This window comes from Kastovskya adunca (assembly GCF_059505785.1).
Genome location: NZ_JCACLG010000035.1, coordinates 16,810 through 41,470, shown reverse-complemented (window position 1 = coordinate 41,470; position 24,661 = coordinate 16,810). Strand labels below are relative to the sequence as shown.

Below are 24,661 nucleotides of genomic sequence, written 5' to 3'. Positions count from 1 at the left end.
ACTTCATACTTCACCCTTCATACTTCATACTTCATACTTCACCCTTCATACTTCACCCTTCATACTTCACCCTTCATACTTCACCCTTCATACTTCATACTTCACCCTTCATACTTCACCCATGCTTTCCGTCTACAACCTCAGCGTCACCTTCACAATGTACAACCAGGGCTTGACTCAGCGACGGCTTACGGTGATTACCGAGCTGGATTTGGAGGTTAAGGCGGGAGAGGTGATGGCGGTTGTGGGGGCAAGTGGTTCGGGTAAGAGTCTGCTCGCTCATGCGATTCTGGGGATTTTGCCGAAGAATGCAGAAGTAGCGGGACAGATCTATTTCAAGGGGGAGCTACTAACCCCAGCGCGATCGCAAACCTGGCGCGGGCGAGAAATTGCCCTGATTCCCCAATCTGTAGGCTATCTTGACCCTTTGATGCGGGTAGGGTCGCAAGTCGGTCGTGCGGCACAACTGAGCGGCATCTCAACGCAAGCGGCTAAACCAGCGGTGGAGCAAACGTTTAACCGCTATGGACTCGCCTCTGTGGTTAAACGCTTTTTCCCGTTTCAGCTTTCTGGCGGGATGGCGCGGCGGGTGCTGGTTTCAACGGCGGCGGTGGGACAAGCGGAGTTGGTGATTGCGGACGAACCGACGCCGGGATTGCACTCAGAGGTGGTGAGGGAAACGCTGAATCATTTACGGGAATTAGCCAATGAGGGTAAAGGGGTGATATTGATTACCCACGATATTGAGGCGGCGCTGCAAGTGGCGGATCGGGTGGCGGTTTTCTATGCAGGGACAACGGTTGAGATTGCGGACGCGCAAGATTTTCCCACGGGAAAAATTCGTCATCCTTACACTAGGGCATTATGGCGATCGCTTCCTCAAAATGACTTTATTCCCGTTCCCGGCACTCAACCCAGCCCGGATGCTTTACCCCCTGGCTGTTTATTTACTGAGCGCTGTCCGTGGGTGACAGACGCTTGTAGGGAAGCGCGTCCAGCCTTTCGGGAAGTGCGGGGCGCTCCGGTACGCTGTATTCATGCAGATGAGGTGCATTGATGTTGAGAGGTGAAAATCTTTCGTTTCGCTACGGGAAAAATCAGCCTTGGCTGTTCCAGAATTTAAATATAGAAGTTGCTCCCGGCGAAATTGTCGGTTTAAGCGGTGCCAGTGGCTTTGGCAAGACGACGCTGGGTAAGATTCTGGCGGGATATATCGCCCCAAGGTCGGGAATCGTCACCGTTAACGGTCAGCCTTTACCAAAGCGGGGTTACTCGCCTGTGCAACTCATCTTCCAGAACCCGGAACTATCGGTTAACCCTCGCTGGCGGATTGAGAAGATTCTCCACGAAGGGCAACCGCCAGAGCAGGAACTGCTAAAAGCGCTGAGTATCCACAGTAACTGGTTGACACGATGGCCCCACGAACTGAGCGGCGGGGAGTTACAGCGCATAGCGGTAGCGCGATCGCTAAATCCCTTTACCCGCTACCTGATTGCCGATGAGATGACGGCAATGCTGGATGCCAATACCCAAGCATTAATCTGGCAGGCGGTAACGGCATACACCCGCCAGCACAAGTTAGGGCTATTGGTGGTGAGCCATGAGGCAGCATTACTGAAGCGGTTAGGCGGGCGAATTATTGACTTAAGCGCAAAAAATAGGGGCTTTTCGCCAATATTGCCTCATTAAGCGCTGATTTCGTCTAACTTATCCCGCACCGCTTGGATGTCTTGCCACATTAACCATTTTGGGCTTCCCTGCTCTCGTGAAGGATTTCGTAACAGGTAGGCAGGGTGGAGAATCGGCATACACAGACGCCCTTCCCATTCCATCCAAGTACCGCGAATCTTCGTGATGCCTCGCTTATCCCCTGTCAATCCTTTAACCGCTGTTGCCCCTGTTAGCAGCATAATTTTGGGATCTATCAGGCGAATCTGCTCTAATAGATAAGGCTTGCAAGCTGCCGCTTCCTCCGTTGTTGGCGTGCGATTCCCTGGCGGACGGCACTTGACAATGTTTGAGATATAGACATCTTTCTCCGTATCGAGTTTGACGGCTGCCAGAATTTTCTCTAGCAGTTGCCCAGCCCTCCCCACAAAGGGTAACCCTGTCTCGTCTTCATTTTGCCCTGGCCCTTCCCCAATAATCATAATTGGTGCTTTCGGGTTGCCTCGTCCGACAACAGCATGGGTGCGGGTTGCTCCTAAGTCGCAACGATGGCAGCGGTTACAATGCTCGGCAATTGGCGTCAGGCTGTCATAGGTACCTGGAGGAATGGGAATTTTTACATCCGTGGGAATTAACTCTAGATTAGGCTCTGCCTGGGGTAAAGATTCGCTAAAGGCGTCGGTATTAAAAAGACTTATTTGTTCTTCGTTAGCCATGAATTTAAATGTATTCGCGGGAAGCCCCCGCTATAAAGTAAGCAACGTTCAGGAGTGATGTTTTTAGCGGTGGGATGAAAGCGAGAAAGTCTAGTGTGGCTCAATGCCACAAATACATCAAAGGGGAGTATGTCACAAGCTCGTATCCATCGAAGCCACAAGACCTCTTGCAAAAATATACTAGACCCCTCCCCAACCCTCCCCTTACTAAGGGGAGGGGGCAAGATTTCAAGTCTCCCCCCTTACTAAGGGGGGATTAAGGGGGGTCTATTCGACTTATGCAAGAGGTCTACAGTACCAAAAAAGGATCGGTACTCGCCCTTTAAATTTTAATTCTCCTGGCACGGTAAAGAAGAAACAAGGGAATTTTTATCCTTGATCCTTAAGTGTTATTTGCAACATTCTCTCTATTGATCCCGACAGTCTCTGTAAAGATCGTTCATCATGGGGGCAAACCCGTTGCTAAGTGCCGGAGGGAATCATGTCATCATCCCCACTCTTTAATGACCGCACCGAAGCTGGGAAGCAGTTGGCTCAGTCCGTGGTCAATCTCATCACAGAGTTAAAGGCAAGTAGTGTATCTGCCTCACCGATTGTTTATGCTTTGCCGCGTGGTGGTATTCCTGTTGCTGTCCCGATCGCGCGTCAGTTGAGCTGTCCCTTGGATGTGATGGTTGCTAAAAAGATCGTGAAGCCTGAAAACCCGGAATTAGCGATTGGGGCTGTAACATCTGAGGGTCATGTTCTTTGGACACAGCCAAGACTCTTTCCTTCTAAGTATTCTCCTGTGCGAGATGAGGCGTTACGTCAGGCTCAAGAGAAAGCCCAAGCACAGTTAAAACAACTCGCCCCTGGTCGTCCGGATGTCAATCCAGAAGGAGCATTGGCAATTTTAGTTGATGATGGCATTGCCACGGGGATGACAATGGCAGCCGCCGCAAAAGCGTTGAAGGCATATAACCCAGCAGAGGTGTGGATTTGTGCGCCCGTTGCCCCGCCCGGATTGCTCAAATCTTTACATCGATGGAGCGATCGCGTGATCATTTTAGAAACACCTGACCCGTTTATGAGCGTTAGTCGCTTCTATCAGCAGTTTCCTCAGGTTGAAACCATAGACGCCCTAGCACAGTTGCAACAACACAACCATCTGCTGTTATCTACCCGTAGGCAGAGTCCAGATAACCCTTAGCGGGTAGCGCTGATCGGCAAGGCTGCACTATTCTACTAGACAAACCCAGCCCTAGGATTGGGTGTTGTTGGCTCAAGCGATCGCTAACAACAAACACAACCAATAACTCCCAACTAGCAATGAGATACTGGCAATTTTGGTGGCGTAGTTTACTTCTTTCTTCTCAGTACAACCCACCAGAGTTTGTCGAACTGGTGATGACCACCTTAACGATGGCGTTGTTGTTAAGTTGGGCAGTGACGCAGCAGTGGCCCTATCTGGTTCTCAGTTCCAGCTACGCAATGGGGGCAGCCATATCAATGTGGGTACGGGAAGCGATCACCCCCTCGCCCCATCCCCGCGTCTTGCAAATCTTGGCGGTATTGTTACTGATTTATAGCTTATATACCTTCGCTGATCTAGTTCATTATCTTTGATGGCGTTTTAGCTAAGTAGGTACGCTCAAATAAACCCAACTGAGTTATCAGGTGGACATTGCCCTGAGATGAGGGAATAGGGAGCAGGGGCGCAGGGGTGCAGGGGAGATGGGGAGCGAGAGAGAAAAATCAATGACGATTAGCCATTACTCCAATCGCCTATTTCATACTTCACTCTTCATACTTCATACTTCACCCTTCACCCTTCATACTTCACCCTTCACCAAGCGCCTCCGGCAACGGCTTCACCGAAAACACTTCATCCTTTCTCCCCGACTCAGGACTCAGGACTCAGGACTCAGGACTCAGGACTCACCCTTTGGTGCAAAATCAGACGATTTCCGGCGGGGTCGTAGGCATAGATTTCTCTCCCGTGGGAGGCGGTGATGATTTCACCGGGGGGTGGGTAGCCCAGAGCTTCTAAGTGAGCGATCGCTACTTCTAAATCTTTGACTTCTACGCACAAACTCATTCCGCTTCGGGTAGAATTTGCCAACTCGCTCTGGTGGCTGGCTTTTGGCTTAAAAATCGCCAAGCGCAAGTTAGGCAGACTAAACTCAGCATAACTGCCCGGTATGTAAGAGGTAGGGTCTTGCCCTAAAAGTTGGGTATAAAATTGCACCAGCGTCTCAGCGTCAATGGCTGCTAGTGTGATGAAGGCATCCGTGGGTTGCAACGTCATAAATTTAGTTATGCCTCATGATCCCGGTAATTTCTTACAATACAGTTGATGAGTAAAGAGCCGAGAATGCCCAAAACTGTTGCTGATGTCATGACCCCCGACCCTTTGTCGGTACAACCACAGACGCCTCTAAAGGAGGCGATTCAGTTGATAGTAGAACATCGCATCAGTGGTTTGCCGGTAGTCGATGAGGCAGGAAAATTAGTCGGAATTATCTCTGAAACAGACTTGGTGTGGCAGGAAGCGGGAGTTGACCCCCCACCTTATATTATGTTTCTCGATAGCGTGATTTATCTGAGGAATCCTGCCCGTTACGAAAAAGACGTTCACAAAGCGCTAGGACAAACGGTTGGGGAAGTCATGAGCGATCAGCCTGTGACAGTCGAGCCGGATAAAACCTTGCGAGAAGCGGCTCATTTGATGAATGAAAAAAACGTCTCTCGCCTGCCTGTGCTAGATGACTCAGGAACGGTGGTGGGTATCCTCACCCGTGGCGATATTGTCCGGGCAATGGCGGCTGAGTACGAGTAAATTTTGGGATATAGAGAATGAGTGTTACTCCTGAATCGGCAAAGGAACTGCTGAGTTCTGAAGACTTTGGCAAGCGCATCAGCGGCGTGAATCAGCTACGGGAACTTGACCCTGCTGTTGCCTTTGAGATGATCCAACCTGCCTTGAGCGATCGCAATACGCGAGTCCGGTATGCGGCGATTAGCCAGTTAGATACCCTAGGACAGCAAGATTTACAGGCAACGTTAACCATGTTGCGCGATCGCCTCCTCAACGACCCGGAACCTGACGTGCAAGCCGCTGCCGCTGATGCGTTGGCGGCACTCAAGCTTACCGAAGCCTTTGAAGACCTAAAAAAGGTTTATCACCAGACTTCTGAGTGGCTTGTCCAGTTCAGCATTATTGCCGCGTTGGGAGAACTAGGCGATCCATGTGCCTTTGAGTTACTCCAAGAAGCCCTTGCCTCAGAAAATAACCTAGTGCAAACAGCGGCTATTGGCTCCTTAGGAGAATTAGGTGATACCCGTGCTGTCCCTCTCCTGGTACCCTATGCCACTAATCCTGACTGGCAAATCCGCTATCGGGTAGTACAAGCCCTCAAGCGACTAGGAGGAACAGAAGCTCACTCCACCTTAGAATCCCTCTCTCATGATGAGGTAGAGCAAGTTGCTCAGGAAGCTCAATCTAGCTTGAAGTCAGCTTGAGTAGTTTTCTTCAATACCAACGAAAGCTAATTCAAACGAAAGCTAATCCAGTCGGGGTCGGTCGGTAGACCGACCTTTTTTATTAGCAAAAAACCTAAACTGGCTGTCGATTTGCCAAGAGATGAATTAAAAATTGCTTATGTATGCGTAGATACATTGCCCCAAAGACCTTGATAAACCTGAGTTTTCTATGTGTCAGCCGTAAAACCACGTAAGTAGTTTCACGGAGATAATAAACTTTATCTAAAGAAATTTGTTACCACCATTAAGTTACCCAAGTTTATGTTTTTTAAAAAATTCTATTTCCTTTTTAACAGTGTCTAAAACCTTTACAAACTGTCCTTTTTCTACAGCTAGTAGTAATAGCCTCAATAAATCTACTCTAGTTTTTAAGCTAAACTGCCTCAAAATATCCCCCTAACGGTACAAGTACTGAAAAGATAAATTACTTGAAAGTTTATAGTACTTAGTAGGTGTTTAAAGAATCAGTAAAGAGTCAGCTATTTTGTTGCTATTACTGATTGGGCATGACTAACATGATGAGCAGAAACAAACGTGATGCCACATCACAGAGTGAGAATCCATGAAACTCCAAAAAATTACAGCTTACGTCGGTTTAGTTGCAGGAAGCGTGCTCGCTCTGTCTAGCACTCCTGCCCAAGCTTTCAGCTTCAACTCTGGCTCCGATCTAGGTAGCTGCTCTGCCGTTCCTCTAGAAAAGCTTGGCAACGAGCAGGCTTCTACTGGCCCTTCTTCTTGTGAAACTGCCGATGGCTTTTTACTAGAAGCTAATGATGGAGGCAAGCTCACCACCAAGGAAGTCAACGGTGTCAAGGGTACAGGAGTCTACTTGCACTCCAGCAAAGATGGTAAAGGTAGCCAGCAAGAAATTGACCACGGAGAGACCCTGACGTTATCTCTTCTCAATGGGCCTTCCATACTCAAGTCCCTGGATCTAGCTTTTCTATATAAGGCAGGTAACACTACAGTTGCCTTCGGTGACAAGGTTAATGAAGTTGCACAGATTACTGCGGGTGGAATCACTGGAACTCTGAAAGTCCTGAGCGACACTACCGCCGTATGGAAGTGGGGTGATATCCTCCAGACTATCAATGCACTTAGCCCTTCTAACAGCACTGGTGGCGGCTGGTACAGCATTGCCAATCCCTTTGGAGATCTCAAGGTTGACAAAGTTGTCTTCACCTCTCCCGCAGAAACAGGAGGCACAAGCTACCACTACAGCGACTATGCTCTCGTTGGAGCTACGGTTCCTGAGCCTGCAACGATCGCTGGACTAGGATTAGTAGCTGGCGCACTGTTTACCGCTCGTCGCCGCAAGAGCCGCAACGCTGGCTAAGACAAAGTTTTAGATGAGTGTTAATGGCTAGAAGCTAGGGTGAGAGGTTGGAATATCCTTCTCACTCTATTTTTTTGCTTTAGCGCCTCCTCTTACATAGACTGAAAGCCTAGGGCTACAAAAATACTTACTCAGGCACTCAGTACAAGGCGAAGGCACTGCCTTTGCCTCTACAACTCCGGACTTCCCTTTATTTTTTCTTAGAATTGGCCTGTTTGCTCCAAAGATAAAAGGGACTGAGCAAGCTACTTCGCAAAAACTCTATGTCACAAGCCACAGCCAGTTCAGCTTTGGTCGTTCGGTCATCCTCAATCAGGAGAGAGATTAATTTCCGCAGGTCGTTGATGAGATAGAGGGGAAACAGTATCGGTCTTTGCCATGCTTTCAGGCGAACCATCCGAATTTGATGCCGGGCTAAACCTGTACCCCGCACGATTGAGAGGAGGTAGTCTCGCTCCATTCGCCGAGGAGGGATTTTGTGGTGAATGCACATCTGGGGGTTGTACCAGATTTCCCAGCCTCCATTTTGGATGTAGGATAGTGCTTCTAAGTCTTCGCTTGCTAGTTGGAATTTCCCAACTCTTCCTGCCAGAAACAGCCGATTCGGTACAGTTTCGCACCAGGCTTGCCGACGCACGACTAATCCCGCCCCCGGAGGAAGCAGTCCCTGACGGCGATCGTAGATAAAGGGTTTAGCTCCGCGATCGACAATGGATAAAAAGCAGGCTACTTTCTCAAAGTCTTCGGGAACTTCGCCTTCACAGTCCGCAAGAACTAAACCGCCAAATGCTCCGGCTTGGGGATGTGCTTGTCCGAAGGTATAAGCGGCGGCTACCCATTCAGGATTGGGTAAGTTATCGTCATCAATGAAACCAATAAATTTGCCTTTGGCGTTCGTAATAGCCCGTTGTCTAGCAAATGCTAGACCTTGTTGAGGCTCAAAACATAGCTTAAGAGGACAGTCGGATGACCAAGTAGTCTGGTAAGCTCGAACAACCTTAACAGTATTGTCAGTGCTATTGTTATCAACAACAATAATTTCCCAATCAATTGACTCTGAATCGACTAGCGATCGCCTTGTGTAGGTATAGCACTCTCGTAGTCGCTCCAATACTTCTGGTAGGCGCGTTTCTCCGTTATAGGTACAGATAGCAACAGTGAAGTCAACCATCAGGAGTATCTCAGCTTTGCAAAGGTTTGAAAAAGAGCGATCGCAAGATTAATATTCGATTATCTGTAATATCTTCTTTATACAGAAAACTAAAATTATTTATCAACTTCACTGATGTTTTAAAGACTTTATTAGAATGCACACTATAAAACTAATGCTTCTTATTATTTACTAACAGAAAAAACTAGACTCTTTATTGTAAATTATAATCAACGTGTAACTATATGTCACGGCATAAATTCCTGAAACCTTCAACTTAGCATTTAGCTATCATAAACAGTTATTGACCATGCACAATCTTACTGAAATATTACATCAATCATTAGGCAGGTTGAAGGATTTTGAACGCTGTGCACTCTTAGACTATCCTGATTACACAAACATTGGCGATCATCTCATCTGGATAGGCTCTGTATTTTACATAACTGAGAAGATAAAAGCTAAAATCAGCTATGCTTCCAGTATTAATAATTTTTCTGGGGCTATCCTAGAAAAACAGATTGGTAAAGCCCCCATACTCCTCAATGGTGGGGGTAATTTAGGCGACCTTTGGCCTAAGTATCAGGCATTCCGCGAATACATTATTTCTCATTACCGCGATCGCCCTGTAATTATTCTGCCCCAGAGCATTTATTTTGCTAATCCAGCAAATTTAGATAATGCTGCCAAAATATTCAACTCTCATCCCGATCTAACTTTGTTTGTTCGCGATGATTATAGTTATGAAATTGCGACTAAAAACTTCAAAAACTGCCAGGTTGTCAAAGCCCCTGACATGGCTTTTCAGTTAAGCCAAATTTCAGCTTTATCAACGGATAAACAAGCTTCAAAATCTATTTTATATCACTGTCGTCAAGACCAAGAACTTAGTTCTTCATTTGCTATAGATTTTCCCAGTTTTTCTAGCTTAGTTGTAGAAGATTGGACTTCATTTAAGTGGGTATTAGGGACTAACAAATCTCGTGCTGCTCAAACACTAGCTGATCTCTTTCGAGAAGTATGGCAACGAGGAATTAAAACTCCTGGTGATTGGATGTTTCGACAAAAATGGGAAGATTATTTTTTCTATAACAATTACTTTAATAATTTATACAACCAACAGTTACACTCCCGCTCTTGGAGCTTTATTCATAGCGGAATTTACCAATTCAAACAACACCAACTAATTATCACTAACCGCTTACATGGGCATATTCTTTGTGTGCTATTAGGATTGCCTCATATCTTTTTACCTAACTCTTATCATAAAAATGAATCGTTTTATAATACCTGGACTTACTCAGTTCCTTTCTGTAGATTTGCCAAAGATAGTTCTCAAGTAATAACTGGCATTGAAGACCTCTTAAAGCAATGTTAAAACTATCAGCAAGTTGGGTAATCCCTATTTATTGCTTTATTAAAAGTTATATTACCTGTTATAGCAATTCTGATGACTCGCAAACTATTTATTGGGGTGTAGTCATACCCTCAGACCGAAGCGATCGCCAATGATTTAAGACCGCGACGGTGATAGATATGCTGGCTCTAAAACTTAACTACAACCCAGAACATGTCCAAGCAGATAAATCAAGTGCGAATAGCTATTTTAGCTAATCCGGAAGGTGGAGGAGGGATAACACGGGTTGTTCTCAATCTTCTTAAGGGAATGACCCAACGGGGTATCTCGCTAGATTTAGTTCTGGATTGGGCAGAAGGGCGACCCTATTTAGATCAGGTGCCCACTGGAGTACGGGTTGTTGATTTAGGTGAAAAAATTGGTTTTCAAGCTAAAAGTGCGATTAAACTTGTTCCTCCTTTAATTAAATATTTAAAACAAGAAAAACCGGATCTTTTGTTATGTCATTTGACCCTAACAAACTGGGTAGCTGTAGTTGCATGGATATTCGCTAAAGTTCCCGTACGTTTAGTTTTAGTAGAACACTTGCCACTGCCTAACCCTGATAGGAGTTGGAGGCGACCGCAAAGCCAACTGCCAAGACTTTTACGCGCTTGGCTTTATCCAAAAGCTGACGCTGTTGTAGCGGTTTCAAAGGGTATGGCGCGAGCTGTGGAAGTAGGTTTGAAGCTGCGAACTGGTTCAGTGCGGGCGATTTATAACCCAGTTGTGGATGAGAGGTTATTTCTCAATGCACAATTGCCTATTGAGCATCCTTGGTTTGAACCTAACCAACCTCCTGTATTTTTGGCAGTGGGTCGATTAACAGGGCAAAAAGATTTTTCATTGCTTCTGCAAGCGTTCGCACAGTTGCGGAAACAACGAGAGGCGAGGCTGTTGATTTTGGGTGAGGGCCCGTTGCGGAAGCAGTTAGAAGGAATGGTTGCGAAGTTGGGGATAGAGGCTGATGTTTTGTTGCCCGGATTTGTCAAAAATCCCTACGCTTACATGAGTCGGGCGTCGGTGTTTGTCCTCTCCTCTCGTTGGGAAGGGCTACCCACGGTTTTGATTGAAGCGATCGCCTGTGGCTGTCAGGTCGTCTCAACCGATTGTCCCCACGGGCCAAGAGAAATTTTAGCAGAGGGGAAATATGGGCAGTTAGTTGCCGTCAAAGATGTGTCAGCGCTAGCGGCGGCGATGCAAACAGCGCTAGATTCACCAATTGCCATTGAGGAATTGAAGCAGCGATCGCAGGACTTTAGCGTCGAGCGAGCCGTTACAGAATATTTGAAGTTGATTGATTTGGCAGCCCCAACACCTCTACCCTGAAGTCGTTGGTCTAGAGCATTGATTGAGATTTTGTGGTGGGCGAATGGCGCTTCGCCCCCCTGTGTGGCTACACCAACCCTTCCAATTCCAACGACTCAATCATCTGAAGACCACGAGGGTCGCCGAGTCTTAAAAGAGCGGCTCTCGCGTCTTCCCTGACGCCCATATCCTCATCTTCTACTAGGGATTCCACCAAGGAATCTACAGCAGTGGCATAGATGGCATTGGAGGGCAATTCCCGGCATAGTTGCCCGATAGACCAGGCGCAGTTGCTACGTACTGCCGCAACGGGGTCTTGCATTAAGGCAGTAATTAAGGGCGGGATGGCTGCCACCATATCTTCGTATTCCAATTCTGCCATTTGTGCTAGGGCGCTCGCTGCCCATAACCGCACAGCGGAGATATCGTTTTTCAGGGCGTCTGTTAGGGAAGGTAAACAGCGGCGATCGCGACAATTCCCTAATGCCCAAACGACACCCTTACGCACATAACCATTCCAGTCACGGTTTAGCTGGGTAATCAGCGGCTCTACCGCTGTTGGGCTAGGGTTGCGTCCTAAAGCATAGGCAGCACTCACCCGCACCAATGGACAAACATCAGTCAGCAGGTGAATCAGGTGAGGGACAGCACGTTCGTCTTGCAACTCACAAAACGCTCTAGTTGCTAGCATCCGTTGTGGCGTCTCAGGGGCAGTCAGCAGCGCCAGCATTGCCTCTGGATCGGGCTTTTGAGCCTCTGATTCATCAATTGGCTCAATGTTATCCAGGGGGCTTTCTGCTTCAACTGCCGCATCAAGTACGCTTAGGTCGTCATCGTCATACATAAGGGATAACCTATCCTATCCAACCCGATTTCATCGGTGTCAAACCAGGATAGAGATAAGAAAAACTGGCGAACGTTAAGAAAACTAAAATTCCCCCGCCACTTTCCCCGATCAAAAACCGGAATTTGCTATATTACACGACACCGAGAACCTTATTATTCTAAGGTTTTAATGTACTTAGTAGCAGGGGGGATAACGTGACCGACCACCTAGAGCCTTATCGACGGATGGTTCGTTCGATGCGATTTTTTCCTCCACTTCCCCTTGAGCAGCCATCCCTGAACTCTATTGTCGATGGAGTAGCACCAGAACCAGCAAGTAGTTCAAATCCCCAGACAGTCAGATCTGAGGAAGCTGAACCTCCTGTACCTCGTCCACCCATTGACCTGTCCGAGCATATAGCGACGTTGGTGCGAGAGGCAGTCTCGAAGAAAAGCGTTTTGCCAACGAGTTATGCGATTCCGGAGAATATTGGCGATCGCATCAGCCGCATGACTACCAAGAAAGTCATTCCCGTTATTGCTGCGCCCAAATTCCCTCAATACGATGACATTCCCTCAACTGAGGCGAAGCACGTCGAATCGTTACCTGTTGAGCAGGATAAGCAGGCAGAAGATCCTATCTCAGCTACTGTCGTAGCGGAACCAGAGGTAGTAGAAGAGACGGCGACGGCGGAAGTCCCCACAAATGTGACGGAACCGGAGCCAGAAGAGACAGCTCAGAAAGAAGTGGTGGCGACAGTTGTTGCTGAACCCGTTGAAGAGGCAACCGACGAGGAAATTTCAGCAGAAGTTGTGGCAACGACTTCTGAGGAAGAAACTGCCGAAGTAGATACTCCGACGGCAGTTGTTGAAGAATCAACTCCTGAAGTAGAAACATCTGATCGCACTCCAGAAAGCACAGCAGCGACGGAGGAGGTATCAGCAGACACGGAAGAGTCTCCCAGCTTTGGAGAGCAAGTTGCTGCTGTTGTTGAGACAGTTGCCACAACGCTCAAAGATTTGGTGACTGGTGACAAACAGACGGACAAGGCAGAAGTATCAGCTCCAGCGGCGAAAGAAACAACTGTTGTTGAGAGAGTTGCCACAACGCTCAAAGATTTGGTGACTGATGACAAGGCGGACGAGACAGAAGTATCAGCCCCAGCAGCGAAAGAAACAACTTTCCCTAGCCAAGTCGATGGGGTGAGCTGTCCTCAGTGCAACTCTGACAACCTCCGCAAAAATGGACATCGCCGGGGCAATCAACGGTATGTTTGCAAGGATTGTGGCAAAAACTTCATGGTGCCAGAGACGACCTTGGCAGAAGCAAAGTCAAGTGCCAGATCTCAGACTCAAACCCAGGCTACCAAAACTAAAAAACCCCAGCCTTCTGCTGATAGCATTCCTGAGCCAAAGGGGAAGGATTTGCAACGGCGCGGGAAGTTGAAGAAAAAAGCCAAGGGATTTGGTAGCAAGTAGGGCGATCGCTATCGTTATACCAATTTCATCAAATAGCGCTACAAATTGCCCCCGGCATTGCTGAATACCTCTATTCTGCAACGCCAACCCCCCTAACCCCCCTTATTAAGGGGGGAAATCACGTTGGGGCAGGAAGGGGCGTACAGAAATACATCCCTTCCCAAGCGATCGCCAATGATTAACAGCTAATGAAGGGGTTTAACCATCCATAGGGAGTGGGTTTGATAGCCTAGGCGTTGGTACAGATCCAAAGCGGGTTGGTTGATTTGAAAGACCATCAGACCCATTTGGCGATCGCCTCTGTTTCTCGCCCAGTCTTCAGCATGATGCATTAACGCTGAAGCAATACCTAAGCGTCGATGTTCTGGCATCACGTAGAGGAGAAAAACATGGGCGTGGCGATCGCCCTCTACCTGATCAACAGCATTCCCCATCCAAAGACCTGCTACGGTTGCAGGGCGGTAGGGAGACTCTTCTTGGTTGAGAACCTCCACCCACCATAGCGGCGTCTCCCTAGAAAAATAACGCTCCACCGTTTCTGCTAGGTGAGCAAAATCTTCCTGCTCTGGAAACAGCTCCTGGTAAGTTAGCTGCATAAACTTGACCAGAGTGGCTTGTTCCCGCCTTGAACCTGCCCGCAGTCGGTATTCCGGTGGTAACTGACTAGACACTTGTAGGTCTAAGCATTAGTTCAACGAGCCAGCGGAGGTGGGTAAGGTAGGGGCGTCCACAGATGGCATTCCGGCTTGGGTATCGATACCAGATGATGATGTTTGTCCCTTGACGGTCTCCATCTCTGCTGTCGGTGCGGGGGCTGCCATATCGTTGGGGAGAAAGATCCGGGCGCTGACGGCGAATAAAGCCACCAGAAAGGTCAATAAAACCAGGAAAGGAGCAACGTATTGACGAAAGAAAGCCATATTGAAAAAAGCGTTTTTTAGGGTAGAAAGTGGCTAAAGCTACTAATTGAAGATGCTTGTCAAGCCCTTCTTCTTCATGCTACATGGGATAGGAATTAAGCTCCTTTATCAACTCCGGAAGCGGCGACGACTCGTGGTTTAGCCTTACTGAGCTGACGCAGCCACATCCCACCCACGACCGCGCTCAAGAGGGAGATCCACCCGGTGACTGGTTGTAGCAGCAAGAAGCCCCCGATGGCAAACATTGCCCCGAATAGCAGCAAAACCGATGCCAGCACTCGTTTGAGATCCAAACCTAAGTCTTGGATCGAGGAAATCCCGGTGCGATCGCGCTGACGCTGCCAGCCTGGGCCCGCCGGACGTACTCGCCGATAAAACTCATCCAACGTCGCATCCGTTTCTGGTGGTGCCAGGAACAGGGCGGAAATCCACAAAATGCTGGTAATTACTGTAGTGACAAGTAGCCGCGTGCCAAAGTCCTCAATCTGAAGAATCGGCACAACGCTGGTGGTAAAACCGACGATAAAGCCCGCAACCATTGCTGTGAGTTCCGCTGCGGCGTTGATGCGCCACCAGAACCACCGCAAAATTAGCACCAACCCCGGCCCAGTGCCGATCGCGATCACCAGCCGAAATACCGTTGCAACATCGTCAGCAAAGAATGCCGCGATCGCTCCAATTGCTGTCACGATTACCGAGGCAATGCGTCCGGCTAATACTAACTCTGACTGTTGGGCATTCGGTCTAAAAAAGCGTAAATAGAGGTCGTTTGTCAGATAGGATGCCCCCCAATTAATCGACGTGGAGACGGTACTCATAAAGGCGGCAATCAGCGAAGTCACTACTAATCCCAGCATCACTGGCGGCAAAAAGTCCAGCATCAGTCTGGGATACCCCAACTCCGGGTCTGCTAAATCTGGGTAAACGACAATGGCGACAAGTGCCACCACAATCCAGGGCCAAGTGCGAACAATGTAGTGGAGGACACTGAAAAACCAGGCGGCTTTTTCTGCCTCGGCTTCGTCTTTGGAGGCAGCAAGGCGTTGAATAAATTCACCTCCCCCATCGCTGCGTCGAAACGACCACCATTGAATAAAGATGTAAGCAAAAAAGCTACTAGCGCTAATACCTGCTGCTTCACTCCAGCGAAAGCCGCCAGCACCAACGCTAAAGGGGAAAAACGACAAAACATCCTGCTGGGTTGCCTGCTGCACCGCCGGAATCAGTTCGTGGATGCCGCCGACAGAGTTCACCGCCGCCACCGCCACAACGATCGCCCCAAGTAGCGCCAAAAAGAACTGAAAGAAATCCGTTGTCACAACGCCCCACAACCCCGCAAAGCCAGAGTAAATCAGGACGAAAATGCTCACCCCAACGACACTCCAGATTTTCAGGTTCTCCCCTGGCTCAATGCCCAAACTTTGCCACAATTGCAGAGCATCAACGACTTTGACCATCGCCAGCATGGCATAACCAATGCCGATACAGTTGATGGGTAAAGCAAAGAGAAAGGCTTTGGTTCCCCGCAGCAGCGCCGCCGGAGCGCCCCCATAGCGAATTTCTGTCAGTTCAGCGTCAGTGACAATTTCTGAGCGTCGCCACAGTTTGGCAAAGAGGTAGATCATCACCAAGTGGGCGATGCCAAAACTCCACCATTCCCAGTTTCCGGCGATCCCTCTGCTGGCAACAACCCCCGAAATGTACAGAGGGGTGTCAATGGAAAATGTGGTCGCTGCCATACTGGTTCCTGCAAGCCACCAAGACAGGCGTCGCCCCGATACAAAAAAATCTACCAGGCTATCTGATGCCTTGCCAGACAGGTACACACCTAACCCCATCGTTAAGATGAGGTACAGCAGCACAATTAACCAATCAACCAGTTGCATAGATTCTCTAGTCGCTTCATTTCTTGCAGTCGATCATGCCATAGTTGCGCTCCTGTTTCCGGATATCTGCCTCAAGAGCGATTGTCATCGGGTGGCTGAGTTTGCCGTGGGGTCGCAGCCGCGCCAAACTCCCACTAATACCCCCTGAACTTGTACGCTTGTAGCCATCACTTCGATGGGGGCGTACTTCGAGTTGGCGGGCTTGAGGGTGACGTGCTTCCCCTGACGGTAAAAGCGCTTTAAGGTTGTGCCATGTCCTTCCACCCGTGCGGCGACAATGACACCATTTTTTAGTTGTTCTGGGTTGGGGACAGGGCGCATGATGACCACGTCCCCTTCTGTAATTAAGTCTTCAATCATGCTGTCTCCCGTCACTCGCAGAGCAAAGTAGTCGGGTTGATGGAAGACGTGGGATAGATCTAATTGCTCTTGGGTATCGGTGAAGGGTTCGACTAATCCCCCCGCCGCGATCGCTCCTAAGACAGGAACGCCTAAATTCTTGGGGTGTAAAATCCGAATGGTACGGGCTTGTCCTTCACTCCAGTCTATATAGCCTTTGGCTCGCAAGTGTTCTAAGCGGCTTTGAACGGGTGCAGGCGATCGCAAATTCATCGCTCGCATCATCTGCCGAATCGAAGGCGCATGCTGGGATGTGCGAATGTATTCCACTAGCCAGTCATGAAGTTGTTTTTGAGCTTCAGTCAGAGGTTCCATAATTTGAGTTTTGAATTCTTGGGGGTAAAGTTAAACACTTATTCCTCAGAACTTGTAGGTATTGAATGTTACCTTAATATAGAACAGTCGTACTATTAAAAGTCTCATCTGTCTAGTCCTTTGTTGTTAGTATCCCTACTAATCTGCGCCTAAAAGACTGACTAATAAAGCTTTTTGGGCATGCATTCTGTTTTCTGCTTGCTCCCAAATTTTTGACCTTGCTCCCTCCATCACCCCATCGGTAATTTCTTCATCCCGATGAGCGGGGAGACAGTGAAGCACAATCGCCTCCGGATCTGCCTGATTCACCAGTTCTTCATTAACCTGATAAGGCTGAAAAATAGGAATCCGTTGATCGGCAGAGTCTTCTTGACCCATACTTGCCCAAACATCGGTATAGATAACATGGGAGCCTTGCACCGCGATCGCTGGATCGTCAGTCACCAAGACTTGTGATTTGCCCCCAGCGATCGCTTTAGCTTGCTCTACAACACCCGCCTGCGGCAAGTAAGCTGGAGGAGTGGCAATTCTGACATTCATCCCCACCAACGCGCAGCCTAGCATCAGAGAGTGAGCAACATTATTGCCATCCCCAAGATAAGTCAATGTCAAACCCGACAGCGAACCAAAGCATTCTTGAACCGTTAATAAATCAGCGAGTATCTGGCAAGGATGCTCCAAATCAGTTAAAGCATTGATAATCGGGATTTTGGCATAGGAAGCAAAGGTTTCCAGTTGCTGCTGCTCAAAAGTGCGAATTGCCAGCACATCCAAATAGCGATCCAACACCCGGGCTGTATCCGGTACAGGTTCCCCCCGACTCACCTGAGTTACATTGGAATTAAGATCAATTACCTGACCGCCTAATTGATACATCGCCACAGTAAAACTCACCCGCGTTCGTGTAGAGGCTTTGAAGAACAGTAGCCCCAGCACCTTATTGCAGCGCAAATGCACCTTTTTTTGTTTTAACTGCTCCGCCAGTTGCAACAAGTCTAGAAGCTCATTTGCTCTGAGGTCTACCACACTCAGAAAATCCCGTCCTTTCAATGCCTCCATCTTCTTCCTCGATAACTGACTTGAAATGAAATATAAAGGCGTGTAGCGTGATACAAAAAAACACCTCTTTGACCAGATATCAACTCGGCAATGACTACCTAGTTGTGCCCTGAAAAAGACACCTGAAAAACTTATCAAGTTTTGCAGCAGTCCCTCAGCCATACATGATATTACGGAAAAAGAGAACAAACCCTTTAACTGACTACCAAATTTTCACCCATTTCTTTTTCTCTGGAGACTGATCAGCAGCTAGGGCATGTGTAGAGATAAGAGGAGGTCGCGCCTGAGAGATGAAGAGATAGTTTGAAAAATCTTCTCAACGATTGCCAGCCTCTACAAGCTGGAGTAGCTTAAATATTAATAACAGGGTATTACTCAAGATTATGAAATTCTACTACCGCTCAAACTCCCTAAACGTTTATAAGTTTTAACTTCAATGCAACTGTCTTTTGGGAAAAAACTGGTCTTACTCATTTCACTACTTTCAGTGGGAATAACGGGTACAAGTGTCTGGTTTTTTTATGTCACAACTTATCAGATTATTTTAAACCAAACGGCAAATCGGCTCAAAGATATTGGTCGCACTGGGGCATTTTTATTTGATGAAGAAGACCGGGAAGCCATTCAAAGATTGCGCCAAGCCATCGCGCGAGATTCTCTACCCCTTGATAGCAAAATCTTAAGCATTAAACCGGGAGATAGCGCAGAAACTTTACCGAGTGAGACAGCAAAAAAGTATATGAACTCGCAGGATTTTCAAGAAATTGTGCAAATCCTGCGAAAAATCAAAGCAGGAAGTCGGCAGGGAGTTACACCCTTAAAAAGACTGGAACAAAAATCGGAAAATCCCCAAGATGCACCTTCAATTTACTACACTTACCTCTTAGTTACCATCCCGGAATCTCCTGACAGAAGCGTATTAAAATTTTTGGCTGACGCCGACTATGAAAAAAAACCTGGCGAACAAGGTAATCCGATTGGAAACTTGTATGCGCCGGAAGAAGTAGGTTTGAAAAAAGCGTTTGATGGTAAAGCACAGGTAGGGAAAGATTTCTATACGGATAAGTGGGGGACTTTCCTAACAGCAGCAGTGCCGATCAAAGAGGAGGGAGGTAACGTCATTGCCGTCTTAGCCCTTGACTATAACGTCACGAGCGAGGTGAATCAAGTTCAGAGGTTACGTTACATCTGTTTTATTATTATCAGTATCAGTTTTGCCCTTTCTGTGCTATTAGCCTTCTTCTTATCCCGTCTCGTGGGACGCCCAATTGCTAAGTTACGGGATGGAGCAGAAAGAGTCCGCGCCCGTGACTTTCAAACCTTTATTGACATCAAAAGTAAAGATGAACTAGGGCTACTGGCAGATACGTTTAACTTAATGGTGGTGGAGATTCGCGATTATGCCCAAAACCTGGAGCAGAAAAACGCTGATTTGCAGCATATAAATCAACTTAAAGATGAATTTCTAGCTAATACCTCCCATGAGTTAAAAACCCCCTTAAATGGCATCATTGGCTTGACGGAATCACTAATTGATGGAGTCGGAGGACAGCCATCCGAAATCCAAAACGAAAATCTTGTAATGATTGCTCAAAGCGGCAAGCGCCTAAATAATTTAATTAACGATATTCTCGATTTTTCCAAGCTTAAACATAACAATATTGAGTTATTAGTTAAAACCGTTGGGGTAAAAGATGTGGCAGAAATAGTGCTATCTCTTTCGCAACCCATGGTTGGCAAAAAAGCTCTTCAACTTATTAATAATATTGACGAGAATCTACCTCCCGTCGCAGCAGACGAAAGTCGCTTGCAGCAAATTCTTTACAATTTAGTAGGTAACGCGATTAAGTTTACCGAGTCCGGTGTTGTTGAAATTTCTGCACAAGTCATTCAGGAAAAGGGAAAATCTCAACGTTCTCAATCTTCCCCTTACTTGGCAATTGCAGTCTCTGATACTGGTATTGGCATTCCTGAAAACAAATTTGAGCAAATTTTTGAATCCTTTGAACAGGCGGATGGCTCCATCATCAGGAGGTACGGCGGGACTGGCTTAGGTTTGGCGATTACTAAGCAGCTAGTGGAGTTGCACGGAGGAACGATCGCAGTGCAGTCTACTGTCGGAAAATCTTCGCAGTTTACCTTCACCTTACCAGTTGCTGGTGGTGGGAAAGTCCCAACCCTGTCTAGGGAAGCATGGCGTCAGAGCGATCGCCTCCCTCGCCAAAAAATCTCTCCCTCCACCCTTCCCCCATCTCTCTCCAACCAAAATACAAGACTGGATCTCTCTGTTTCCTCCGTCTCCACTAATAAGTTGGAAATTCTGGTGGTAGATGATGACTCGATCAACCTACAGGTGCTAGTAAACCACCTTCTGCAAAACTACTCCATTACCCAAGCCTCAGATGGGCCGGAAGCTTTAGCATTAATTGAACAAGGTTTCAAGCCAGATTTAATCATCCTGGATGTCATGATGCCACGGATGACGGGGTATGAGGTGTGCAAAGAAATTCGCAAGAGCTATGGTGCCAACGAACTGCCGATTCTGTTACTTACTGCTAAAAATCAAGTCTCAGATTTAGTAGAAGGGTTTAATTGTGAGGCGAATGATTACCTCACTAAACCCGTTGCCAAACAGGAGTTACTGGCACGAATTAAAATACACATTCAACTTTGTCAGCTAAATCTTTCCTATGGGCGCTTTGTCCCCCATGAATTACTCGAAATTTTAGAGCGAGAGACAATTTTAGATGTGAAGTTGGGCGATCATATTCAAAAAGATATGGCGATTCTCTTTTCGGATATTCGCTCCTTTACGAGTATGTCAGAAGCGATGACGCCGGAAGAGAATTTTCACTTTCTTAATGCTTACTTCAAACAGGTTGTTCCAGCGATCAAAAACAACAACGGATTTGTCGATAAGTATATTGGTGATGCTGTCATGGCGCTATTTCCGGGGAAAACGGAAGATGCCTTGCAAGCAGCAATCGATATGCAAAAGCAACTTTCTCTGTATAACGAGCAACTTAAAGCAGAAGGGAAACCTCTGATTACTATTGGAATTGGAATACATACAGGAAGCTTGATGGTGGGAACGATTGGAGAGGAACGACGGATGGAAGGAACCGTTATTTCTGATGCGGTGAATCTGGCATCTCGCTTGGAAGGGTTAACGAAAATTTATGGAGCGTCTCCCATCATCAGCGAAAAGATTTTGATTTCTTTAGAAGACCCTACAAAATACAATTATCGTTTCTTAGGAAGAGTGCCAGTTAAAGGTAGGAAAGATACTGTATCAATTTTTGAAGTTCTCGATGGGGAATCACCAGAGAGTATCGAACTGAAATCAAAATATCGTGCTGAATTTGAGTCTGGAGTTCAACTGTACTACAGCCGAAAATTTGCAGAAGGCTATCAAGTTTTTAAGAACCTTTTACAAAAAAATCCCCAGGATAAAGTGGCAATCCTTTATCTGAAGCGTTGTCGGAAATTTAATAAATACGGCACATCGCAAGATTGGGACACAATAGAAGCATTGGTAGATAAGCTGTAATTTTTTTCCTTCAGAGGATACTGCAAATCATGAACTGCCGAAACGCTGCAATGCCTGTTGTCCCTCGCCGTCCGCAATTTTCTACCTCTATTAAAGAGGAAAAGGGGGGCGAAGGCTTGTGGTACGGCACATTGAAAATGTCTATTCCCGCCCAGGTAGGAATAGCGCTACTGAATCTGGGCGTTTTACTAGGTGCGCCAGCGGTTCTCACGGCTCCGGTATGGGGAGCAGAGCGGATTTATGTGCCTTATGGCCCCTTGCAGTTTTCACTGACCGTTTCAGCGTTGGAAACTTACGCCAAAGAAGGAAAAATTGAGCCGGAACTAGCGGGGTATGCGCGTTATATAGAACCGGAGCGGCTGGCGCAACTGCGGCAGGTGTTGACGGCACGGGTGCCTGTAACACCTGTAGCGATCGCGCAATTTCTCTACTCCCGCCAAGGCGAAATCATCCTAGAGCGCGTGTCACAGCTCATTCAAACCCAAGCAGGGCAACCGGGATTTTATGCGATTCGAGCGGCATTAATCAGGGCGGCTACCGATCCGGAAGGTTTAACTCTGCTCAATGTGCTGCGGGAGTTTCCCACCTACGGGATTCGGATCAATTCCCAGCGCGGTTTTCAGCTTTTTGATGATTTATCAGTGCTGGTTCAAGAAACTGAACTGGCAACCGCCGCCGTCAGGCGACAAGCGATCGCTGAAGCCGCCGCCGAAGTACCAACCGATGACTCCCAACTTGCCACCCTATTTCCAGAAGATACTTCACAATTTCTAGACTTACAGCAACCGGGAGCGGTTAACTTCCAAAAGCAAACCCTGATCCTCAACGATCTCCAACGTAACCGCAGCTTTCCGGTGGATCTTTACCTCCCCACCTCAAACTCCACTCAGGAAAAAACACCCTTGGTTGTTATTTCCCACGGACTTGGTTCTGAGCGCGAAACTTTTGCTTATTTAGCAGAACACCTTGCTAGTTATGGCTTTGCCGTGGCTGTTCCCGAACATCCAGGGAGTAATGCTGCACAGTTGCAAGCGCTCACCCAAGGGTTAGCCAATGAAGTTTCTACGCCAGCCGAGTTGATTGATCGCCCCGAAGATATCAAGTTTTTGCTCGATCAACTGCAACGCTTGTATCCCCGACAACTAAATCTGCAAAATGTCGGCGTGCTAGGACAATCCTTTGGTGGCTACACGGTTTTAGCCTTAGCTGGGGCGAATATTAACTTTGAGCAACTGCAAGCAGACTGTATGAATGAAGAGAATGCATTAAATCTATCGCTACTGCTGCAATGTCGAGCGCAGGAGTTGGGTTCTGTAGAGGAGGAGTTGCAGGATGAGCGGATTGGGGCAGCGATCGCGATTAACCCGGTGATCAGCAGCATCTTTGGACAAGAACAACTGAGTCAGATTCAGTTACCCGTGATGCTGGTTGCTAGTAGTAATGATACCGTCGCCCCCGCCTTACCCGAACAAATTCGACCTTTCACTTGGCTGACAACACCCGAAAAGTATCTGGTGCTGTTAGAAGACGGAACCCATTTTTCCACCCTGGGGCCATCAACTGGGTCAATACCCATACCTGAGACAGCACTCGGCCCCGATCCTAGGATTGCTTATCAATACATGAATGCGTTGAGCGTCGCCTTTTTTAAAACCTACATCGCAGGAGAGCCTGACTACCGTCGCTACCTCAGTTCTACCTACGCGCGAACCTTGAGTGAAGACCCTTTACCATTAGAGCTGATCAAGTCTTTGACGGCAGAGCAGTTGATGGAAGCAGCGAGAGGGGGAGAGAGTGTCCTACCGCCTGCTCTGCAACCGTAACAGCGGCGTGAACGTCTTGATAGGAAACTTCAACTACCCTACCCGGATTGGGTACTAACGGATTCTGACAAATCCGGATTTGGCGATTAACTCTTGCCCTTGATCGGTTAGTAACAGGTTAGCGTAAACTTCACCCGCTTGCTCGTCAACTTGACCGTTCTGTTTGACAATTACGAAGAGCTGACGGGTGAGGGGATAGGTGCCACTGCGGATGGCTTCCCGGTTTATCTCGTTGCGCCGACTGGGACACTCAGAAGGGGGGACATAAGGTAATTTATAGGGAGGAGTCAGTTCGTTGGCTTGTCGCCCAATCGGAAGCGGTTTAACACCGCATTGACCAACGACTTCTGGAATCGATGCGTAATAAATTCCGCCTGGGTCATTAGCTAATTCTCGTAAGGCTATAGTTGTACTGGGAACATATTTAACATTGCTCCCCAGCCTCTCATCCGCCAAGACATTCTCCACAAAAAACTCTACGGTGCCTCCATCTTCAACTCGCCGCGAGTAAGGAGTAATGGGTTGATTTGGCCCTCCGACTTGATTCCAATTAGAAATTTTCCCTGTATAGATATCTTTGACTTGTGACAGCGTTAGACCGGAAATATTTAAGTTAGGATTAACGGCGATCGCTATTCCTTCAATCGCGACAGGAATCTCTTTGAGGCTAAATCCCCGTTGTTGCGCGGAGGAATACTCCTCATTGTTCAAAGAACGCGAAGACTGAACAAAAGCCAGTTGATTATTTAACAACAGACGAATGCCGCTACCCGAACCAGGTGTGGCATTAGGAGGCTCGGTGTAGCGCAACTGAAACTTCGGCCAAACGTTCTGAATTATCGGATCGACATCTCCACGAACTGGGGCCCAAGAGGTACTTCCACCATAATTAAATAACCCAGAGGGAACATTCTGTACCGCCGCCAATGTTTCAACGATGGGTTGATTGGGTTGAGCCGCCCCAGAGGGGTCTTGCTGGCGTTCCCCGTTATCCCCACCCTCAGCAGTAGGACTCAATAGGTTATCTAGCCCAATTCCTGAGCGTTGAGAAAACCACCACAAGCCCCCGGCTAGCAGTCCGGCAGTAGTCAGCAAGGCGAGGATTAGGACTGTGGTTTCGTTCTTTTGTGCCATAGGGAATTCACCATTGCACATCCCTTTATAGACGAAGAAGGTTAAGCGGAGATTAGCAATACGTTAATACAAAAGACCCGATGGACTTAAGCTTAAATTGAGACGATTGAGCAATTTCAAGTCACTAGGGCAGCATCAACGTTTTTACAGAGCCTGTGCATAAGTCTGCATTTTT

Annotated in this window: 22 protein-coding genes; 12 read left to right on the top strand and 10 right to left on the bottom strand. The window is 47.6% G+C overall.

From position 1 onward, the window contains the following. The first annotated feature begins 121 nt into the window (after window positions 1-121). Together AC5JR3_RS14425 and AC5JR3_RS14420 are read left to right on the top strand one after the other, a co-directional pair. Window positions 122-1,057: an ABC transporter ATP-binding protein gene (locus AC5JR3_RS14425; protein WP_495847145.1), complete on the top strand. Its 936-nt coding sequence runs from the start codon at window positions 122-124 to the stop codon at window positions 1,055-1,057. Continuing rightward, on the top strand, window positions 1,057-1,689 hold the full coding sequence (locus tag AC5JR3_RS14420) for an ABC transporter ATP-binding protein (protein WP_495847143.1): 633 nt from the start codon (window positions 1,057-1,059) through the stop codon (window positions 1,687-1,689). The genes AC5JR3_RS14425 and AC5JR3_RS14420 overlap by 1 nt, the downstream gene beginning before the upstream one ends. Here the strand turns inward: AC5JR3_RS14420 and AC5JR3_RS14415 are convergent. Continuing rightward, window positions 1,686-2,384 (bottom strand): uracil-DNA glycosylase, encoded by a 699-nt coding sequence (locus tag AC5JR3_RS14415; protein ID WP_495847141.1) that lies wholly within the window; start codon window positions 2,382-2,384, stop codon window positions 1,686-1,688. The two genes, AC5JR3_RS14420 and AC5JR3_RS14415, sit on opposite strands and share 4 nt — an antisense overlap. Before the next feature lie 481 nt (window positions 2,385-2,865). Between AC5JR3_RS14415 and AC5JR3_RS14410 the strand changes: the two genes are divergently transcribed. Continuing rightward, the gene (locus AC5JR3_RS14410; RefSeq protein ID WP_495847139.1) at window positions 2,866-3,573 is read left to right on the top strand and encodes a phosphoribosyltransferase; all 708 of its coding nucleotides are present in this window, start codon (window positions 2,866-2,868) and stop codon (window positions 3,571-3,573) included. 119 nt (window positions 3,574-3,692) lie between these two features. After that, window positions 3,693-3,989 (top strand): hypothetical protein, encoded by a 297-nt coding sequence (locus tag AC5JR3_RS14405; RefSeq protein ID WP_495847137.1) that lies wholly within the window; start codon window positions 3,693-3,695, stop codon window positions 3,987-3,989. Between the two features lie 298 nt (window positions 3,990-4,287). On the opposite strand, the gene AC5JR3_RS14400 is transcribed toward AC5JR3_RS14405, so the two are convergent. Further along, the gene (locus AC5JR3_RS14400; protein WP_495847135.1) at window positions 4,288-4,671 is read right to left on the bottom strand and encodes a VOC family protein; all 384 of its coding nucleotides are present in this window, start codon (window positions 4,669-4,671) and stop codon (window positions 4,288-4,290) included. 66 nt (window positions 4,672-4,737) lie between these two features. Between AC5JR3_RS14400 and AC5JR3_RS14395 the strand changes: the two genes are divergently transcribed. The 3 genes from AC5JR3_RS14395 to AC5JR3_RS14385 all read left to right on the top strand — a co-directional run bounded on the left by AC5JR3_RS14395 (window position 4,738) and on the right by AC5JR3_RS14385 (window position 7,242). Next, on the top strand, window positions 4,738-5,202 hold the full coding sequence (locus AC5JR3_RS14395; RefSeq protein WP_495847133.1) for a CBS domain-containing protein: 465 nt from the start codon (window positions 4,738-4,740) through the stop codon (window positions 5,200-5,202). Window positions 5,203-5,219: 17 nt separating this feature from the next. After that, a complete protein-coding gene (nblB, locus tag AC5JR3_RS14390) occupies window positions 5,220-5,885 on the top strand; it encodes a phycobilisome degradation protein NblB (RefSeq protein ID WP_495847131.1) in 666 nt (221 codons plus the stop codon). Window positions 5,886-6,468: 583 nt separating this feature from the next. Beyond that, window positions 6,469-7,242, top strand: a complete 774-nt coding sequence (locus AC5JR3_RS14385; RefSeq protein ID WP_495847129.1) for a PEP-CTERM sorting domain-containing protein — start codon at window positions 6,469-6,471, stop codon at window positions 7,240-7,242. 190 nt (window positions 7,243-7,432) lie between these two features. On the opposite strand, the gene hpsE is transcribed toward AC5JR3_RS14385, so the two are convergent. Continuing rightward, window positions 7,433-8,413: a hormogonium polysaccharide biosynthesis glycosyltransferase HpsE gene (hpsE, locus tag AC5JR3_RS14380; RefSeq protein ID WP_495847127.1), complete on the bottom strand. Its 981-nt coding sequence runs from the start codon at window positions 8,411-8,413 to the stop codon at window positions 7,433-7,435. A gap of 289 nt (window positions 8,414-8,702) precedes the next feature. On the opposite strand from hpsE, the gene AC5JR3_RS14375 reads away from it, so the two are divergent. Both AC5JR3_RS14375 and AC5JR3_RS14370 read left to right on the top strand, forming a co-directional pair. Beyond that, window positions 8,703-9,770 (top strand): polysaccharide pyruvyl transferase family protein, encoded by a 1,068-nt coding sequence (locus tag AC5JR3_RS14375; protein WP_495847125.1) that lies wholly within the window; start codon window positions 8,703-8,705, stop codon window positions 9,768-9,770. A gap of 213 nt (window positions 9,771-9,983) precedes the next feature. Then, window positions 9,984-11,117: a glycosyltransferase gene (locus AC5JR3_RS14370; protein ID WP_495847123.1), complete on the top strand. Its 1,134-nt coding sequence runs from the start codon at window positions 9,984-9,986 to the stop codon at window positions 11,115-11,117. A gap of 67 nt (window positions 11,118-11,184) precedes the next feature. Here AC5JR3_RS14370 and AC5JR3_RS14365 read toward each other — a convergent pair whose 3' ends face one another. Further along, complete coding sequence (locus AC5JR3_RS14365; RefSeq protein ID WP_495847121.1) at window positions 11,185-11,940, bottom strand: HEAT repeat domain-containing protein; 756 nt, start codon at window positions 11,938-11,940, stop codon at window positions 11,185-11,187. A gap of 197 nt (window positions 11,941-12,137) precedes the next feature. Between AC5JR3_RS14365 and AC5JR3_RS14360 the strand changes: the two genes are divergently transcribed. Next, entirely contained in the window at window positions 12,138-13,400 is a 1,263-nt protein-coding gene (locus AC5JR3_RS14360; protein WP_495847119.1) for an IS1/IS1595 family N-terminal zinc-binding domain-containing protein, read from the top strand. Between the two features lie 185 nt (window positions 13,401-13,585). Here the strand turns inward: AC5JR3_RS14360 and AC5JR3_RS14355 are convergent, their stop codons facing one another. The 5 genes from AC5JR3_RS14355 to argF form a co-directional block, all read right to left on the bottom strand. After that, entirely contained in the window at window positions 13,586-14,071 is a 486-nt protein-coding gene (locus tag AC5JR3_RS14355; protein ID WP_495847117.1) for a GNAT family N-acetyltransferase, read from the bottom strand. 15 nt (window positions 14,072-14,086) lie between these two features. Then, window positions 14,087-14,320, bottom strand: coding sequence for a DUF8624 family small hydrophobic protein (locus tag AC5JR3_RS14350; protein WP_495847115.1), 234 nt, complete (start codon window positions 14,318-14,320; stop codon window positions 14,087-14,089). Window positions 14,321-14,415: 95 nt separating this feature from the next. Continuing rightward, window positions 14,416-16,206 carry a sodium:solute symporter family protein gene (locus tag AC5JR3_RS14345; RefSeq protein WP_495847113.1) on the bottom strand — a complete coding sequence of 597 codons (1,791 nt, stop codon included), beginning with the start codon at window positions 16,204-16,206 and terminating at the stop codon, window positions 14,416-14,418. Window positions 16,207-16,290: 84 nt separating this feature from the next. After that, entirely contained in the window at window positions 16,291-16,920 is a 630-nt protein-coding gene (lexA, locus tag AC5JR3_RS14340; protein ID WP_495847111.1) for a transcriptional repressor LexA, read from the bottom strand. A 138-nt stretch (window positions 16,921-17,058) separates the two neighbouring features. After that, window positions 17,059-17,979, bottom strand: a complete 921-nt coding sequence (gene argF, locus AC5JR3_RS14335; RefSeq protein ID WP_495847109.1) for an ornithine carbamoyltransferase — start codon at window positions 17,977-17,979, stop codon at window positions 17,059-17,061. 436 nt (window positions 17,980-18,415) lie between these two features. On the opposite strand from argF, the gene AC5JR3_RS14330 reads away from it, so the two are divergent. Beyond that, window positions 18,416-21,529, top strand: coding sequence for an ATP-binding protein (locus AC5JR3_RS14330; protein WP_495847107.1), 3,114 nt, complete (start codon window positions 18,416-18,418; stop codon window positions 21,527-21,529). Between the two features lie 29 nt (window positions 21,530-21,558). Beyond that, complete coding sequence (locus AC5JR3_RS14325) at window positions 21,559-23,352, top strand: alpha/beta hydrolase (RefSeq protein ID WP_495847105.1); 1,794 nt, start codon at window positions 21,559-21,561, stop codon at window positions 23,350-23,352. Between the two features lie 54 nt (window positions 23,353-23,406). Here AC5JR3_RS14325 and AC5JR3_RS14320 read toward each other — a convergent pair whose 3' ends face one another. Then, entirely contained in the window at window positions 23,407-24,486 is a 1,080-nt protein-coding gene (locus tag AC5JR3_RS14320; RefSeq protein ID WP_495847103.1) for a PstS family phosphate ABC transporter substrate-binding protein, read from the bottom strand. Window positions 24,487-24,661: the final 175 nt, after the last annotated feature.

Excerpts from the sequence above, each read along its gene's own strand:
- AC5JR3_RS14425 (WP_495847145.1), top strand. The coding sequence starts at position 122 with ATGCTTTCCGTCTACAACCTCAGCGTCACCTTCACAATGTACAACCAG.
- AC5JR3_RS14420 (WP_495847143.1), top strand. The coding sequence starts at position 1,057 with ATGTTGAGAGGTGAAAATCTTTCGTTTCGCTACGGGAAAAATCAGCCT.
- AC5JR3_RS14415 (WP_495847141.1), bottom strand. The coding sequence starts at position 2,384 with ATGGCTAACGAAGAACAAATAAGTCTTTTTAATACCGACGCCTTTAGC.
- AC5JR3_RS14410 (WP_495847139.1), top strand. The coding sequence starts at position 2,866 with ATGTCATCATCCCCACTCTTTAATGACCGCACCGAAGCTGGGAAGCAG.
- AC5JR3_RS14405 (WP_495847137.1), top strand. The coding sequence starts at position 3,693 with ATGAGATACTGGCAATTTTGGTGGCGTAGTTTACTTCTTTCTTCTCAG.
- AC5JR3_RS14400 (WP_495847135.1), bottom strand. The coding sequence starts at position 4,671 with ATGACGTTGCAACCCACGGATGCCTTCATCACACTAGCAGCCATTGAC.
- AC5JR3_RS14395 (WP_495847133.1), top strand. The coding sequence starts at position 4,738 with ATGCCCAAAACTGTTGCTGATGTCATGACCCCCGACCCTTTGTCGGTA.
- nblB (WP_495847131.1), top strand. The coding sequence starts at position 5,220 with ATGAGTGTTACTCCTGAATCGGCAAAGGAACTGCTGAGTTCTGAAGAC.
- AC5JR3_RS14385 (WP_495847129.1), top strand. The coding sequence starts at position 6,469 with ATGAAACTCCAAAAAATTACAGCTTACGTCGGTTTAGTTGCAGGAAGC.
- hpsE (WP_495847127.1), bottom strand. The coding sequence starts at position 8,413 with ATGGTTGACTTCACTGTTGCTATCTGTACCTATAACGGAGAAACGCGC.
- AC5JR3_RS14375 (WP_495847125.1), top strand. The coding sequence starts at position 8,703 with ATGCACAATCTTACTGAAATATTACATCAATCATTAGGCAGGTTGAAG.
- AC5JR3_RS14365 (WP_495847121.1), bottom strand. The coding sequence starts at position 11,940 with ATGTATGACGATGACGACCTAAGCGTACTTGATGCGGCAGTTGAAGCA.
- AC5JR3_RS14350 (WP_495847115.1), bottom strand. The coding sequence starts at position 14,320 with ATGGCTTTCTTTCGTCAATACGTTGCTCCTTTCCTGGTTTTATTGACC.
- AC5JR3_RS14345 (WP_495847113.1), bottom strand. The coding sequence starts at position 16,206 with ATGCAACTGGTTGATTGGTTAATTGTGCTGCTGTACCTCATCTTAACG.
- lexA (WP_495847111.1), bottom strand. The coding sequence starts at position 16,920 with ATGGAACCTCTGACTGAAGCTCAAAAACAACTTCATGACTGGCTAGTG.
- argF (WP_495847109.1), bottom strand. The coding sequence starts at position 17,979 with ATGGAGGCATTGAAAGGACGGGATTTTCTGAGTGTGGTAGACCTCAGA.
- AC5JR3_RS14330 (WP_495847107.1), top strand. The coding sequence starts at position 18,416 with ATGCAACTGTCTTTTGGGAAAAAACTGGTCTTACTCATTTCACTACTT.
- AC5JR3_RS14325 (WP_495847105.1), top strand. The coding sequence starts at position 21,559 with ATGAACTGCCGAAACGCTGCAATGCCTGTTGTCCCTCGCCGTCCGCAA.
- AC5JR3_RS14320 (WP_495847103.1), bottom strand. The coding sequence starts at position 24,486 with ATGGCACAAAAGAACGAAACCACAGTCCTAATCCTCGCCTTGCTGACT.